General features: G+C 40.9%; 13 protein-coding genes. 4 read left to right on the forward strand and 9 right to left on the reverse strand.

The annotated features are described in order from the left end of the window. Positions 1–53: 53 nt before the first annotated feature. The 6 genes from NEJAP_RS12055 to NEJAP_RS12080 form a co-directional block, all read right to left on the reverse strand. A complete protein-coding gene (locus NEJAP_RS12055; protein ID WP_201347475.1) occupies positions 54–1,235 on the reverse strand; it encodes a hypothetical protein in 1,182 nt (393 codons plus the stop codon). Between the two features lie 190 nt (positions 1,236–1,425). Then, the gene (locus NEJAP_RS12060) at positions 1,426–3,522 is read right to left on the reverse strand and encodes an EAL domain-containing protein (RefSeq protein ID WP_201347476.1); all 2,097 of its coding nucleotides are present in this window, start codon (positions 3,520–3,522) and stop codon (positions 1,426–1,428) included. Then, a complete protein-coding gene (locus tag NEJAP_RS12065; protein WP_201347477.1) occupies positions 3,519–5,840 on the reverse strand; it encodes an ATP-binding protein in 2,322 nt (773 codons plus the stop codon). The genes NEJAP_RS12060 and NEJAP_RS12065 overlap by 4 nt, the downstream gene beginning before the upstream one ends. Further along, the gene (locus tag NEJAP_RS12070; RefSeq protein ID WP_236590916.1) at positions 5,840–6,385 is read right to left on the reverse strand and encodes a YfiR family protein; all 546 of its coding nucleotides are present in this window, start codon (positions 6,383–6,385) and stop codon (positions 5,840–5,842) included. Before NEJAP_RS12070 ends, NEJAP_RS12065 begins: the two co-directional genes overlap by 1 nt. Positions 6,386–6,397: 12 nt before the next feature. Further along, on the reverse strand, positions 6,398–8,458 hold the full coding sequence (locus NEJAP_RS12075; RefSeq protein WP_201347479.1) for a TonB-dependent receptor plug domain-containing protein: 2,061 nt from the start codon (positions 8,456–8,458) through the stop codon (positions 6,398–6,400). 310 nt (positions 8,459–8,768) lie between these two features. Next, entirely contained in the window at positions 8,769–9,452 is a 684-nt protein-coding gene (locus NEJAP_RS12080) for a YceH family protein (RefSeq protein ID WP_201347480.1), read from the reverse strand. A 241-nt stretch (positions 9,453–9,693) separates the two neighbouring features. Here NEJAP_RS12080 and NEJAP_RS12085 point away from each other — a divergent pair, with 241 nt between their 5' ends. The 4 genes from NEJAP_RS12085 (at position 9,694) to NEJAP_RS12100 (ending at position 13,101) form a co-directional block, all read left to right on the forward strand. Next, on the forward strand, positions 9,694–10,731 hold the full coding sequence (locus tag NEJAP_RS12085) for an NAD(P)/FAD-dependent oxidoreductase (RefSeq protein WP_201347481.1): 1,038 nt from the start codon (positions 9,694–9,696) through the stop codon (positions 10,729–10,731). Positions 10,732–10,863: 132 nt separating this feature from the next. Beyond that, positions 10,864–11,502 (forward strand): GTP cyclohydrolase I FolE, encoded by a 639-nt coding sequence (folE, locus tag NEJAP_RS12090; RefSeq protein WP_201347482.1) that lies wholly within the window; start codon positions 10,864–10,866, stop codon positions 11,500–11,502. A 19-nt stretch (positions 11,503–11,521) separates the two neighbouring features. Next, positions 11,522–11,932, forward strand: a complete 411-nt coding sequence (locus NEJAP_RS12095) for a thiol-disulfide oxidoreductase DCC family protein (RefSeq protein WP_201347483.1) — start codon at positions 11,522–11,524, stop codon at positions 11,930–11,932. Positions 11,933–12,075: 143 nt separating this feature from the next. Then, a complete protein-coding gene (locus NEJAP_RS12100) occupies positions 12,076–13,101 on the forward strand; it encodes a zinc-binding alcohol dehydrogenase family protein (RefSeq protein ID WP_201347484.1) in 1,026 nt (341 codons plus the stop codon). Positions 13,102–13,132: 31 nt separating this feature from the next. On the opposite strand, the gene NEJAP_RS12105 is transcribed toward NEJAP_RS12100, so the two are convergent. Genes NEJAP_RS12105 through NEJAP_RS12115 form a run of 3 tightly spaced genes read right to left on the reverse strand, consistent with a single transcriptional unit; the run spans position 13,133 to position 15,760 of the window. Beyond that, positions 13,133–13,369, reverse strand: a complete 237-nt coding sequence (locus NEJAP_RS12105; RefSeq protein ID WP_201347485.1) for a TIGR02450 family Trp-rich protein — start codon at positions 13,367–13,369, stop codon at positions 13,133–13,135. Beyond that, positions 13,366–14,757: a cryptochrome/photolyase family protein gene (locus NEJAP_RS12110; protein WP_201347486.1), complete on the reverse strand. Its 1,392-nt coding sequence runs from the start codon at positions 14,755–14,757 to the stop codon at positions 13,366–13,368. Before NEJAP_RS12110 ends, NEJAP_RS12105 begins: the two co-directional genes overlap by 4 nt. A 37-nt stretch (positions 14,758–14,794) precedes the next feature. After that, positions 14,795–15,760: a YbgA family protein gene (locus NEJAP_RS12115; protein ID WP_201347487.1), complete on the reverse strand. Its 966-nt coding sequence runs from the start codon at positions 15,758–15,760 to the stop codon at positions 14,795–14,797. Positions 15,761–15,773: the final 13 nt, after the last annotated feature.

The following is a 15,773-nucleotide window of genomic DNA, read 5'->3' on the forward strand; positions in this document are numbered from 1 at the left end:
CAATTACTCACCACTTTTGAACGCATCTTAATACTACGTAACAACAGATCAACTTACTTCGCTTGAGAAAAATCAGGCAATGGTAAGGAACCGCCGCGCTGAATGACTCGTGCTAAACGCTGTTTGCCATCTTCAACTGATTCGCGAATTTCTTCCGCATTTTTTGTGGACAAAACACGCATCTCTTCAATAATTTCTTGCGAGCGCTCCTGAAAATTAACAACAGACTCAACTAACTTTTTCACTGATTCAGCACGAATCGTTGGGCCGTAACCGGCTTTAATAGCAGCTTCTTGTACTTTACCGCCAATAGAAGCCAAGTCTTCCAAGCTTTTTGACACACCATCTTTCATTGCATTAAGTGTTTCTGTGCTTTCGTGCAAACCAAACATGCCAGTATACGAGGCCGTTAATGCGGTAAACACCGACTCATTAGTGCCAAAAAAGGTAATCGACTGCTTGTAGACACGATCCTTAGCACTGTTGGTTTGCATTAAGCGCATCATGATAACTTCAGATGTGTTGTAGCTAACCGTGAGATTATCCGATAGGTCTTTAGCTACCTGATAACGATCTTCTGCAAACTGTAAACTACGCATACTTTCGTCACGGGCTAACTCAAGTTTTGCACGCTCAGCAAGGTCATCACCTACAAACTGCTGCACCTTGTCACCTGCTTGCTTTAGCGCGTCTTTCTGTGTATTCCACAACGCTTCTGTTTGCTTTAACAGGTCAAGCGCATAAATTTCTGACTCTTTAATCGCACCACGAAAGTCTTGGTATGCATTTAAAATCACATGCTCACGCTCTATTTGGTCTTTAGAGTCACGCGCTACTTCTAGATAAGTATCTTTGATCTTGTCAAAACGGCTAGCAATATCACCACGTGTGACTTTCATCCATACGTTGCTGGCACGTTCGAACGTATCTACTTTGCCATCTTCAACTTGCTCAACCATCTTTTTAGCATCATCACGAATACTATTAAAAGACTCTGTAATTTCAGCGTAACGCTGACCAATTTTCATCTGTGACACTTGCTCACGTACAATCTCATTAAAAACAGAGGCTTGAGTCAATGTCCGGGCAATAGCCAAGGTTTTAGTCTCATCAATATCAGATAGACGCTCAATAAGAGCCACCACAGGGGCTTCGTCTACTTTTTCAGGCATCAAGCCTAACTCCCTCACTTGGGAGAGTGCTTTATCAAGGTACTTAAAGGTCAGATTTGACATGATGACTCCTCGTTAAAAATGGGTAAGCGTGTAAATACAACGCGAAAAACAATAATTATTTAACACTATAGGCTTGAAAGATGTAGCGCAGATTAACACGACTAAAAAAATGCGCAGTTTGCAGAGTACTTATAGGAATAAGAAAGGGAGGTGGTTACACCTCCCTAACTATAAAGCTTATTTCTTTTAGTTAGTCGATCAGCATATCAACTAGCTCAACCGGTAGTGGTTTACTAAAATAGAACCCTTGGAACTGTGTACATCCCATTTCAGTTAAACCTGCCACTTGCTCTTTAGTTTCGACCCCTTCGGCCACACTTAACAATCCAAGGTTATCCGCTAATTGCAGAATAGTCTGCGCAATAGCCGCGTCTTTTTTGTTAGTGACTATCTCATCAATAAACGACTTATCCACTTTGAGCGTATCTATAGGAAAATTCTTAAGGTAGCTCAAAGAAGAATAGCCAGTACCAAAATCATCAATGGCCAGATTAATCCCCAAACCTTTTAGAGAAACTAATAGCGCTAGTGTCTCATTAATATTTTGGATGATAGCCGATTCAGTGATCTCTAATTCAAGCAAAGAAGGGTTAAGTCCAGAAACCTCAAGCGCATGGAGAACTTGCTCAGAAAGGTTCTTATGATTAAATTGAAGCGCTGATAAATTAACAGCCATACGGTAAGGTTTAGTACCTCTTTGCGACCACTCGTACGCTTGCTTACAGGCTTGCTCTAATACCCAAGCACCTATAGGCACTATTAGGCCTGAAGCTTCTGCAATATTTATAAATTGATCAGGAGACAGCAGACCTTTAATAGGGTGCTCCCACCGAAGCAGTGCTTCAAAACCAATAATTTCATTCAGCTCAGCGTTGAACTGAGGTTGATAGTAAATCACGAGTTCATCATTCAAGATGGCAGATCGTAAATCGTTTTCTATGGAAAGCCGATTTTTATGGTAGACATTTAACTCTTCTGAAAAGAATTGATAATTATTGCGTCCATTTTCTTTCGCATGGTACATAGCAACATCAGCATTTTGTAGTAGCTCTTGAACGTTATCACTATCGTCAGGATACAGCGCAATACCAATTGTTGCCGTGATATAAATAGTATGACTATCCAGAATAAAGGGCTGAGACAATGAATCCAGTACCCGTTGGGCAATGGTCACAGCATTATCAACATCATTAACTTCGCAGAGTAATACGGTAAACTCATCCCCCGCTAAACGAGCAACTTTGTTTTCTGAGCCGTCAAGGCCAATAGTAAGAACATCGGATATACGAACTGAGCTTTTTATTCGGCTCGCGGTTTGCGTTAAAACTTGATCTCCCACATGGTGGCCATAGCTATCATTAATATTTTTAAAATGATCTAGATCGATAAATAACAAGGATACTTTTTCATTACGGCGCTTCGCCGTCGATAGTGCACCTTCGAACTGATCAAGAAATAAACGTCGATTAGGTAGCTTTGTGAGCGTATCGTAGTACGCATAATATGATATTTCTCGCTCAGTATTCTTTTGAGAAGTAATATCGTGCAAAGTCCCAATGATTCGCTTGTGCCCGTATTCTTCTATTATGTCAGTGCGATCATGAAAAATAATAACTTCGCCATCAGCGCGAATCACTCGATATTCAATATCGTAAGACTGGTTTTCATGTAGCGCTTGTCGAAATGCTGCACTAAATATTCGACGATCCTCTGGGTGGATACACCTTAAAACAGAGCGATACATCACTGCTTCATCTATTTTTTTAATACCTAACATAGAGAACAACTCTGTGGAGCATTCAATGAAAGGCGATTTAAAATCCCACTCCCAATACCCTAAACGAGCAATAGATTGAGCTTTTGATAACTTAGACTGATTACGGCTCAACGCCAAAAGCGTTTTATTCGCTTTAAGAATGTATCGCACTCGATGGTTGAACAAAGGCCACTTTAAAGGCTTTGTCATAAAGTCAGTTGCACCAACTTCAAAGGCCGTTTCAATATCTTGAGGCTTATCTAGAGCTGTCACCATGACTATGGCACATTGAGCGCCCATAGCAGAACGTCTCAGCTGCTTACAACACTCGAAGCCTGTCATTCCTGGCATAGAAACATCAAGCAAAACTATATCAGGCGATACTTCCTGAAACACTTGTAGTGCTTTATCACCACTATCTGCTTCAAATATTGTTAGATCTTCATCCTGTAATGCATATTTCATTAACAGGCGGATACCCGGATCATCATCAACAATAAGCACGGTATACGACATATCTGACTTACTCATACTGAAGAGTCCTTTAGCAATCCATTTAGGGTATCTGATGTTTTTTCAAAACAGTCGTATAGCAGTGGCGTTAATTCACTCGCTTCATGAACGAGGTTTTCTCGCCCTAAATGCTCTAATCTTTTTGCTATACCAGATAAGCTCTCTGCGCCAATATTTGCGGCACTTGATTTAAGAGAATGAGAAAAAAGAAATAAAGACTCTGCATCGTTTTCATTGATAGACTTCTTAATATTTTCCATTAGCTCAGGAGTTTTATCAAAAAACAACGAAATTATCTGATGAACAATAGAGTCATCAGGTGAGATGTTAGATATATCTTCTAAAACACCAAAGTTAACTATTTTCAAAGTATCGCTAGCGACCTCTTCCTCTAATAGCCTTGGCTCATTATCCATCCACTTATTTAGGCACAACTCTAATTTTTCACGCGTAAAAGGTTTTATCAAAATATCATTAGCCCCAGCACGGCGAAAAATCTTACTAACCTTAGGCTGAATATCAGCAGTCAGCGCGATAATGGGAGTGTCAAAGTTAATCGACTCATGCCCTAATTGGCGAATTCTTTCCGTTGCTTCAACACCATCAGCTTCAGGCATATGATAGTCCATAAAAATCAAATCATACTTTTTAACTGTTGCTTCAGAAATCACCTGCATACCATTCGATACGACATTACATGTGTGCCCAAAGGATATTAATAAATTTTTAATTACCATTTGGTTAATTTCATTATCTTCAGCGATTAATATTTTACCTTTCCTATGAGAGCCTGCTTTATCAATCTCATTAACATTTAAAAACTCAATATCCGCGTTTACTTTAGTTAATGGAATGGAAAACCAAAATTCACTACCTAACCCAACAACGCTCTGCACGCCATACTGCCCATTCATGAGTTCAATTAATTGCTTACAGATAGCGAGTCCAAGCCCTGTCCCACCATATTTTCTTGTAATAGTGCTATCTGCTTGGACAAACGGTGAAAAAATATTTTCTAAATATTTAGGCGATATTCCAACACCAGTATCCTTAATCGTAAATTTAAGCAACGCTTCGGACTGAGTGCAGAACTGAGAAACAGTAATTACTACCTTTCCTACATCTGTAAATTTAACCGCATTACCTATTATGTTGCTTAAAACTTGCCTAATACGTATCGAATCGCCCAAATATGAACCTTTAGCTATTTCCGGCATATTTAGCTCAACAGCTACCCCTTTTTTACTCGCCATAGGAGCCTGTGACTCAACAACTGCTGTAAGAAGCGAAGTTAAACAAAACTCACTATTTTCTATCTCTACTTTATTAGCATCAAGTTTAGAAAAATCTAATATTTCATTAAGCAATGACATCAACGAGTGCGCAGATATATTCAAGTACTTTATTTTTTCTGATATGTCTTTATCGAATTTTTGCATTTTCAAAAGCTCTGAAAATCCTATAATTCCATTCAACGGTGTTCTCACTTCATGACTCATAACGGCTAAAAATTCAGATTTGGCTCGATTACCTTCATTAGCAAGATTTAAAGCCGTCGCTAATTCTTTAGTTCGTGACTCAACACGAAGCTCTAACTCTGTATTGATAGACTCTAACTGCTTATCTCTTTGGTATATCTCATCCAGCATATAATTAAAATTACGACCTAATACTTCAAACTCTGTTGTTGAGCTCGCTGGTGCACGTCTTGTATAATCTTTTTTATCTGCAATATTTTGTATTGTAAATAGAAGTTCATTTAAAGGCTTAGTAAAAATTCTTTGTAAAAAAAGTATAATCATAAAGCTAACGGCAAGCGCCAAAGCACTTGTAAAATAAACCCAATAATATAAATTATTTATGCGCCGCTGAAACGTCATTAAATTATCGGCAATATAAACCAAACCTATCACTTCATTTTCGCTGTATATTGGCATATACGCATGCAGTCCATTTACATCACTGCTGACCTCGCCTTTATTGATATTTTCAACACTAACTATTTCATGCTTATTAATATTTGAATGGAGTTCTGAAAAGCTATACTCTGAAAAAACATCTCCATTGATATCATAAATTATGGCATTATAAATATCTGGCTTTGCTTTTAATGAGTTTAATGTATTTTTTGCCGAAATTGGATCTGAAAACAATAAGGCAGCGACTATGTTTTCTGCAACCATTTCACTAATAGATATAAGCTCGCTTTCGGCCTGATCTTTTGCTGCTTGAGTTTGGTTACTTATAACGGCCCATAAAATCACTGCAATGACTAGAACAACAAGAAATATCATCGACAGCAAAAGTCTTATTTTTAGAGACTTAAAAACACTCATTAACGCTTAACCTCTACAGCCAACTTCAACATTTGAGAGCTAAGCACTATATTTGACTTATTTACTGGGGCTAAATTAATAAGAAACCTCAAACGATTATCTGTGACTTTTATCTCTATCATGCCACCTTCATCATAAAATCCTGAAATATCAGATACTGTCAAAATAGGTTTATCTTTCACTTTTATAAATAGCCGATTTAATATTTCACGCTTAGATTTATCAATATAGACAAGATGACACTGATCCACATCGTCAATATTTTCAATTTGTTTTATAGAAACAAAATATTGAGATATTTTCTTACCAGAAAGTCTCTCCATGCTCGACGTATAGAGTTCGTTAAAATAACAAATATCCACCGTTTTTTTAACAACACTTTCTGGCCATACTGTGAATTTTGCAAAATTATAAACTAACGCCGCTTTTAACGGATAAACATCAGCGCTCGGTGCACCAAGCACAGCACTAAAGGAAAGATGAATAGATATCCCTAATATTATAAATAACTTAAGAGAACTCTTACGCATTATGTTAAAAATCATCATTCATCTCTATCAAAATGAAACTGACAATTTGCCATAATATGAAGGTTCAACCCGATAAGGTATATGGAACTGCTCTGCCTCATACTCTACGTAAGAGCCACCTAACAAGTTCTTACCAAACAAGGATACAGTAACACCAGAGGCGGGACGCCAGTTTACACCCACATCTACTCCTTGATGGCCGCCAATAGTATTATCTGAAAAGGTAAAGGGAGACAGCCCTAACACGTCACTGGTATGTCGCAATGTTGCATTCATATCAATATGTTTATTAAGAGACCAGTCTGCATTTAAAGATATAATATGCTTTGGGGCATATGTATTCTGGGTGAGGCTCTCACTAAAACTACCTTCAAAGAAGCTATAGTTAAGCTTCATTTTAAAATCGTTTGCGACTAACCATTGGGCAGAGACTTCCATTCCATAACTATGCCCATAATCATCATTTGAGAAAAAATTTCGCTGTGTAATAAATCCACTTGGGAGAGTGCTTATATCAGGTGCACCGATAGTAACTGAGCGTAGAGCATCGTAACTATTATAAAATAATGAACTATCAATCGAAAAGACACTAGATGGCGTGTACCGGTAGCCTATTTCATAAGTCATCAACTCTTCAGAAGCGTAGTCGTCATTTCCTATCACTATTATTTTTGTCAAAAAAGGTGCCGCTGGCATAGATGGTGCCACGCTTACATTTGGCGGTATATTAACAGCATTAATCAATAAGTTGTTCTCTGCACGGGAGGGTGTTCTTACCGAATAAGCCACAGATGTCCAAAGCGTATTAACTTCATCCACTTTATATAGCAAACGCAGGTTAGGCTGAACTTCAACACCTGTATAACTGTTGTGTTCAACACGCGCCGCAAGGGTTAACCAAAGAGAATCCTCGGATAGCGTGATTTCATCACGCATAAAAGCACTCCAAAGATCTGTAGATGTATCAAAACCAGATGCAGAAGAGATAACTGATGCAGCACTAATGTCATCACGTATATGCCGGTAACCAAGTCCCCAAATAATATTGTGATTTTCATCAGCTTTAAACTGGTATTGAAAATCTATATCAGCAGTGCCCGTGGTAAAACCAAATAAGCTTTCATCACGGCGAGCATGATCATAATAAGCTTGAATACTGTATTCAGAGGTAGCTGATAAGGCTTCTGTAAATTTAGCTAATAAGTTCCAACCATTCGCATCAAACCTATCATTATAATACTCACCATAAAAAGGTGCGCTGACTATTGGTATGAAAAAAGTTTGCTGTAACCGGCTGCGATAAGCATCGGCGCTAACAGTAAGCGAAGCAGCGCCTCCTAATGGTATGTCTACGCGTCCTCCTCCCTGAATGTTTTCCCAGTCATTATCGGAACTGACACCCGTCATCATTATTCGCTGAGGACCCAACATATCTTGGTCATTAAAGGTAAGCGAATCTCTCTTAAAGCCTTTAATATAACCGCGAATAGTCGCCCCTTCATCTAACTTGCCGCCAAATCGAACACTAGCGAAGCCTTGCTCGTAATCCCCTGCGCCAATTTCAGCATAACCACCTTGTGTATCAGCACTGTGCTTAGTGATGATATTGATAACACCGTTGACGGCATTGGCACCCCACATAGCAGCACCGGGCCCGCGAATAACCTCAATACGCTCAATATCAGCCATCAAGGTATCCTGAACTTCCCAGTAAACACCTGAGAACTCTGGCGAATACAAGGTTCGTCCATCCATCATCACCAGTAACTTATTATTGTACCGTCCGTTAAATCCACGACTACCGATAGCCCATTTTTGTGAGTCTAGTTGCGCAACATGTAATCCAGGAACATCGCGTAGCGCTTGAGGAATCGACGTGGCACCTGAACGCCTTATATCATCACTGGTAATAACATAAATAGCAGCGGGAGCCTTGGATAACGATTGGGGCTGTTTTGAAACAGAAGTCACTTCCACTTGAAGTAGCTCCTGTAAACTAAGCTCAAAACTATCAGACTCGTCATTGGCTTGCGCTACGTGAGAACCTAGTAATGTGATACATACTGCACAGGTGTATAAATTTTTCATGAATGAAGGCCCATTTCCCATCCGACGCTAAATCAAAGCTATTTTCTTTGTTGCGCATACTGCGATTCAGCAAAACATCGTAAAAGTATTAGCCATAGATTGAATGAAATCAGTGAATTCTTTCACTCTCTTCTGAGTAGTTTGTATCAACACTTGCTAATATCCAAAGCATAGTTCAGTTTTTAAAAAATGAGACGTAAACTCAGTAATTTTAAAGCGTCCATTGATAAAGGATTTAGTGTGCGCAATGACTAATAACATATGACAAAATAAGCGTTAGCCATCAGTCACTATTACATAGCGTCCAAACTCATGATGACCACTCTTCAAACTGCGCTTTTAATGATGCTAATTCCTGCTCTAGCTGTGTGACGCGCTGCTCTAGCATTGCAACTTTACCAATGTCATGGGCACGGCTAGCTGTAGGCAATACATTTTCGCTGGATGACATAGAGTCTGAAGAAACAATATCTGAAGTATCAATTTCTCCACTAAATTGGTGCGCATAGCGAGATTCTCGCTTACCGGGTTCGCGCGGCAAACGCACTACATATGAGCCATTTTCTGCTTCACTTAAATACTGTAATACGCTTTCTGTTTCATGAACATCAGCAAACGTACATAATCGATTAGTACGAGTACGCAGCTCACCCGGTGTTTGATAACCCCGCAAAAACAATGTGCAGATGATACCTAGAGCCTGCTCACTCAATTGAAGCTCACTAAACTCAGTATTGCAGAACCGATGCTTATACTTTACAACTCGACTTCCAAAACCAACCTCTTCTTTAATAAGCCGCTTTTTTGTTAACTCATCTAAAATCTCTTGAACATCAGACTCACTAAGCGTCATCACAGGCTCTCGGTTACTCTTTTGATTACACGCCGCCGTTAACGAATTCAATGACAGAGGGTATTGATCCGGTGTTGTTATCTCTTTCTCGATCAAACAACCAATGACACGGGTTTGATTTAAGCTTAAATCCATATCCATAGTATTTTCCCCTTTGCATTTTTATAGCAACGATTTCATAACAAGAGCTTAGTAACAATAACTTAGTTACATGCATTAAAAAAACTGCTAACGGCTAAAAAACTACTCGCCTTGATAGCTATACCAACCGAGTTAACAAAAAAGCCAATAAGTAAGCTTAGATATTGTGATCTGAAGCACGGTTATCAGCGTATGACGTTATAAATAATCACTCTGCGCAAAATTATTACTCTGGTGTCTCATGGATAAAAGCAATAAACATGTAGCAATTATTGGCGCTGGCATAGCAGGGTCGACATTGGCAAATAAACTGCTTAGCGCTGGATATGAGGTAAGCATATATGAGAAAAGCAGAGGCACAGGTGGACGACTGGCGAGTTGCCGCTTAGGCGATAACAGCGCAGATTTAGGCGCACCGCTCCTCAGCCCTGCTTCTGACACATTTCGCCAATGGCTAACACAGCACCCCAATGTTAGCGTATGGAGGCCAAACACCCATTGCTTTAATGGTAAGCATTGCAAAAGCCAGACACACTTTATTGCCATGCCGAGGCAAAGCTCTCTTACTCGTGAGCTGATACAAGGCGCAAACCTTTATACTTCCATCCGAGTAGGCTATCTCTGGCCCGAGCGTAGTGAAGAACCATATGAAGAAAAACAAAACAAAGTGCTACTACGTGATGAGCACGGTAAAGCTCTTGGCCATTACGATGCTGCAATAGTAGCAACACCTGCAAAGCAAGCAGCACCACTACTGGAAGCGCTACCACGCTTTGAGCGTCATACAGAGACCGCAACACCCACTACAAGCTGGGTGCTTGTAATACAGGTAAGCTCTCCCCTACCTATAACTGTAGAGCTAATTCAAGGCCAGCATCCCCTATTATTACGCTGCATAAAAGACAGTGCTAAGCCCGGTAGAATAAGCAAAGATAACAGCACCACCTGGGCTATAGAAGCAACACCAGAATGGAGTGCACTTAATCGTGAAAGCGATCCAAAACATGTTGCAGAGCAGCTCCGAAAAGCCTTTTTTCCTGTGCTAAACCGCGACTTCAATACACAACCAGTCATCACAGCAGAGCGCGTACATCGCTGGTTATACTCTCGACATATCACTCAACACTTCGAGCACCACGTGGACTCAGGCTATCTGTGGGATGGCGATAGTATGATAGGTGCATGTGGAGATTGGCTTGAATCAGGGGATATCGAAGGGGCATGGTTAAGCGCTAATAAACTGGCAGAACAGATTATTCTTCAACTAGAACGTCTCTAGCACTCATCTAAACCTCAGCCATACCTTTTCTAAAAAACACCGTTATAGTCATCTAAAAGCATCTTTATTACGTAATAGCCGGATAAGTGCATTATAACCGCACCGTTATTTACCGGCCTAAAGGATAAAATTATGATTTCCTCTGAAGCAATGGCAGTCCGCAATCAACTCATTGAAAAAGGGCTAGAGACACCGACTATCGACAATCGTATGCCTCAAGAGCAACGCTACGAGCGAATTAAAGGGCTAATGACAGAAGTGCTCAGTACCTTGGGTCTTAACTTGGAGGACGACAGCCTACAAGAAACACCGCACCGTATTGCCAAGATGTACGTTTATGAGGTTTTTTCCGGTCTCGATTACAAGAACTTCCCTGATATAGCCATGATCGATAATAAAATGGGTGTAGAAGAGATGATCAAGGTGCGTGATATTAGTGTGCTTAGCTCATGCGAACATCATTTCGTCACTATCGATGGCACAGCAAAAGTCGCTTACATTCCTAACAAAAAAATTATTGGTCTATCAAAGATCAATCGCTTAGTACGCTTTTTTAGTCAGCGTCCACAAGTCCAAGAACGCCTGACTCAACAGATTCTAGTTGCTCTACAAACACTGCTAGAAACCAACAACGTTGCTATCTCTATTAATGCAACACACTACTGTGTTAAATCTCGTGGAGTCATGGATGTTAACTCAAAAACAGAAACAACCGCGTTAGGCGGTATTTTTAAAAGTAATGAGCGTACACGTGCCGAGTTCTTAAATTAATGAACGCAGATAAACTTACATGACTTCAATTACGCCGGTAAAACCGATTATTTTTTATGATGGTAGTTGCCCTCTGTGTAGCAAGGAAATTAACCACTACCAACGCCTCGATTACAAACAAAAAGTCGAGTGGCTAGACCTCACAACGAATACTGATCGCTTAGCGGCATATGGCATTGAATATACAACCGCGATGGCACGCCTACACGGCATTGACGCATCAGGTACACAAATATCAGGCGTCGCCGCTTTTTTATTAATCTGGGATAACCTGAACTACTACCATTATTTAGCCAAAATAATACGAGTATTGATGTTAGAAAAACCTCTCGAGATTGTTTATCAGAGGTTTGCCAAGTGGAGGTTTAAACGCCAAAGTGCTGAACAATGCGAAGGAAACTGTCGAATACCACCGTCATCATTAGAATAGTTTTTCATCTTAATCACGATAAAGATCGTGAAATTAGCCAAGCTTATTATCAATTATTTATTGAAAGTCATTATAGAACTACCCTGTTTTTAGTTCTCTTCGATTATCACACAATAGCTCCATAACATTCTTGGAGAGACACGATGAAAGCAATTGGCTACCTAAACTCGCTAGACATTACACAAGACAATTCACTCATTGAATTTGAACAAAGCACACCCTCTCCAACAGGTCATGACCTACTAGTAAAGATAGCGGCAATCTCCGTGAATCCCGTTGATGCAAAAGTAAGAAGGCGGGCACAACCTGAAAACGGCGAACACAAAGTCCTCGGTTGGGATGCTGTCGGTGAAGTTGTTGAAGTGGGCGATGCCGTTTCTATTTATAAAAAAGGTGACAAAGTATGGTACGCCGGAGACCTTACACGCCCTGGCACTAACGCTGAGTACCATTTAGTAGATGAGCGTATTGTTGGCCATAAACCAAAATCTGTCTCTGATGCACAAGCCGCCGCTTTTCCGCTGACAACCATCACTGCGTGGGAGCTGTTGTTTGATCGCTTACAGATCCAGCAAAACACATCAGCAGATACGCGTCATACTCAACAAATTTTAGTCATTGGTGCAGCCGGTGGCGTGGGTTCTATTTTAGTACAGCTCGCATCTAAGCTAACTAACGCACTTATTATTGGTACCGCATCTCGCGAAGAAAGTCAGAAATGGGTCACCGGTCTAGGGGCAGATCATGTCATTGATCACCGCCAACCATTAAGTGAAGAGCTAGAGCGCATTGGTATCACCCATGTCTCTCATGTTATTGGCTTAAACGCCACTGAGAAGCACTTTAGTGAAATTGCAAAAGTCATAGCCCCCCAAGGTAAATTTGCCTTAATTGATGACCCAAGCACGCCGCTGGATATCTCTTTGTTAAAAATGAAGTCAGTTTCATTGCATTGGGAATTTATGTACACCCGCTCTATGTTCGCTACTGATGATATGGCGAAACAAGGCGAATTACTCAACAAGGTCGCTGACTTAATTGATGCCGGCGAAATAAAAACCACCATGGGCCAACACTACGGCACCATTAGTGCCGATAACCTAAAGCGCGCTCATGCCGACCTTGAAAGTGGTAAAACTATCGGGAAAATTGTTTTAGAAGGCTTTTAATAAACATAAGGCCTTCTTTGAAAGAAGGTCTTTACTTCCACCCTTGTATCCATCGTTCGGCGTCTTTTAGCTCTTGCCAATCCATCTTAAAAGTCTGCTTATTGATAACAGCTTCTAGCACACAAGCGATCACACTTTCTTCTAACTCATCTTTGATAAGCTCAGTAACAAGAAAGTGTTTCTGTTTCTGATATGACTTTGTAGCTGTCCATTTAGAAAGTAGCAATTTGTTTGGGTTAAACGTATTTACATGACAAGCACCACTCATCTCAAAACCCCGCTGTTTTTATATTCATCAATACTGCGGTTACGCTCAACTGCATAGTCGATCACAGGAGCTGGACGATTACTCAGTAGCTCATCAGGCAGCCAGCGCGAAATATAGGCTCCTTGCGGATCAAACCTGTCGGTTTGGCGCATCGGACTAAAAATCCGAAAATATGGTGCCGCATCAGCACCAACAGAAGCACTCCACTGCCAACCACCAAGGTTAGAGGCAAAATCACCATCAATCAGATGCTGCATAAAAAAGCGTGCACCCAAGCGCCAATCCTGACGCAGTAATTTTGTGAGAAAAGAGGCACTAATCATTCTTACACGATTATGCATCCATCCCGTCTCTACTAGTTGCTTCATACCCGCATCAACAACAGCAAAACCCGTTTCTCCTTCGCTCCAAGCACGAAAAAGCTTTTCATCATATTGCCAACTGATTTTAGCCTCTACTTCTGGTTTAAACGGCTGCCAACGATTCATCTGAGGAAACGCGACCAATAGATGACGATAAAACTCACGCCAAATGAGCTCAGTTACCCATTGGCTATAAAACCAATCAGGGTCTTTAGAATACGCCTGCATGGCGGCAACACATTGACGCGTAGTTAGTACACCTGCACTTAAATAAGGTGAAAGCGACGATGTTGCTATTTGTGCAGGAAAGTCGCGTAACTGCTTATAATCATGTGACCTCTCATGTACAAACTGTTGTAATAATTGATGGGCATGATCAGCCCCCGCGGGCCATAAACTACTATTCCAGCTAGCACCCACTTGGTTCCCATAGCCGATACCCATTGGTACAGCATCACTACTAGTAATGAGGTAGTTTTGCTTAGGTAATTGCACCGGTGACGGTAAGGGCGTAGAAGGTTGTTGCAGATACAACTGACGCCAAGCCTTACTAAAAGGAGTAAACACTTTATAAGCCTGGCCTTGCTGGTTCAACACTGAGCCTGCTGGCAGTATCAAGTCGCTGTCACATACATGACAAGCCACACCGTTCTGTAAAAATAACTGCTCTACTTGCTGATCTCGTGCTTGTTCGTATTCAGGGTACTCTTTATTAAAATACAGACCGCCAACATTAATCTGCTGAGCCAGAGCCCACAACTGTTCTGGCAACTCACGGTTAGTGGCAACACGTATTATTTTAAGTGGAACGTTCAGAGCAGCTAAGTCTTGCTTTAACTTTATAAGATTGGCTAGCCAAAACTCGACTCTGCATTTAGCCTCATCCTGCATCTCCCATTGTTTTGGCGTAATGGCAACCACGGCAATAACACCTGCCTCAGTACTATTTTGGCAGGCATGATAAAGCGCATGATGATCTTCTGTGCGCAGATCATTGCGGAACCAAACTAGCTTATGAGTTGCCATTCTAATAAATACTCCGTTTGCTGCTTAAGTTTTAAACTTAAATATAGTTTCTTAAACCAAGCTCATGTGGGTAAGGATCAAGATAAACCTGTGATTGAATATACTCAGATCCATGACGCTTTAAGTAATGCTTAAGCAAGGTTAAAGGGGTAATTAGGTTCACCCTCTCGGTGCGATAATCTTCAATTGCTGCAACTAAATCCTGCTTAGTTTCAGTATCAATATCCTGTTTTAGATAACCCATAATATGCATCAGTACATTAGTGTGGCTTTTACGGTTTGCACGATTCTTTAAATGGGTCATCAGGTCCACGATGTACTTTTCAAGAACCTCCTCCAATGGCTGCTTGGCCGCTTCATCCGCCAGATACTTACCCAGCTGCTTGTAGCCTTCGTAACTGTGCGCCATCAGCTGATATTTATGACGGCTATGAAACTGAATTACCTTATGCAGCGTAGGTGCAGCCATCACCTCTTCACGCCAGTTATAGTAAGCAAACACTCGCGTAATGAAGTTTTCTCGCAATACAGCATCATTCAGGCGAGCTTCTTCCTCTACCGGTAAGGCCGGGTTATTTTTCATATATTGGGCAGCATACACACCACTGCCAGAGACATTTGGCATTCCGTTTTCGTGATAGATTTTTACTCTTTCCATGCCGCAGCTAGGTGAGCCTCTCATCAATATATAGCCACACAGATCTGTTTGCGTACGGCTCACATCATCAGCATATTCTTTTAATTTATCTGTCACATCCAACGAAGGGTCTTTCACACCGAGCACACGTGGATCTTGAGCACTGCCCACCAAGCGGATAGGCTCACGCGGTATGCTTAAACCGATGGAGACTTCAGGGCACAGAGGTGTGTACTGAAAACACTCACTCAGTACATCTAAGCAGTATTTCGAGCGCTTATGCCCACCATCGTAACGAACTTTTTGCCCCAACAAACAGGCACTAATGCCTACAGGAATTGACAGTTTAGCTACCATATTTTCCATGTGAGTGTTCTCC

Origin of the sequence: Neptunomonas japonica JAMM 1380 (genome assembly GCF_016592555.1) — a bacterium.
Taxonomy (GTDB): Bacteria; Pseudomonadota; Gammaproteobacteria; order Pseudomonadales; family Balneatricaceae; genus Neptunomonas; species Neptunomonas japonica_A.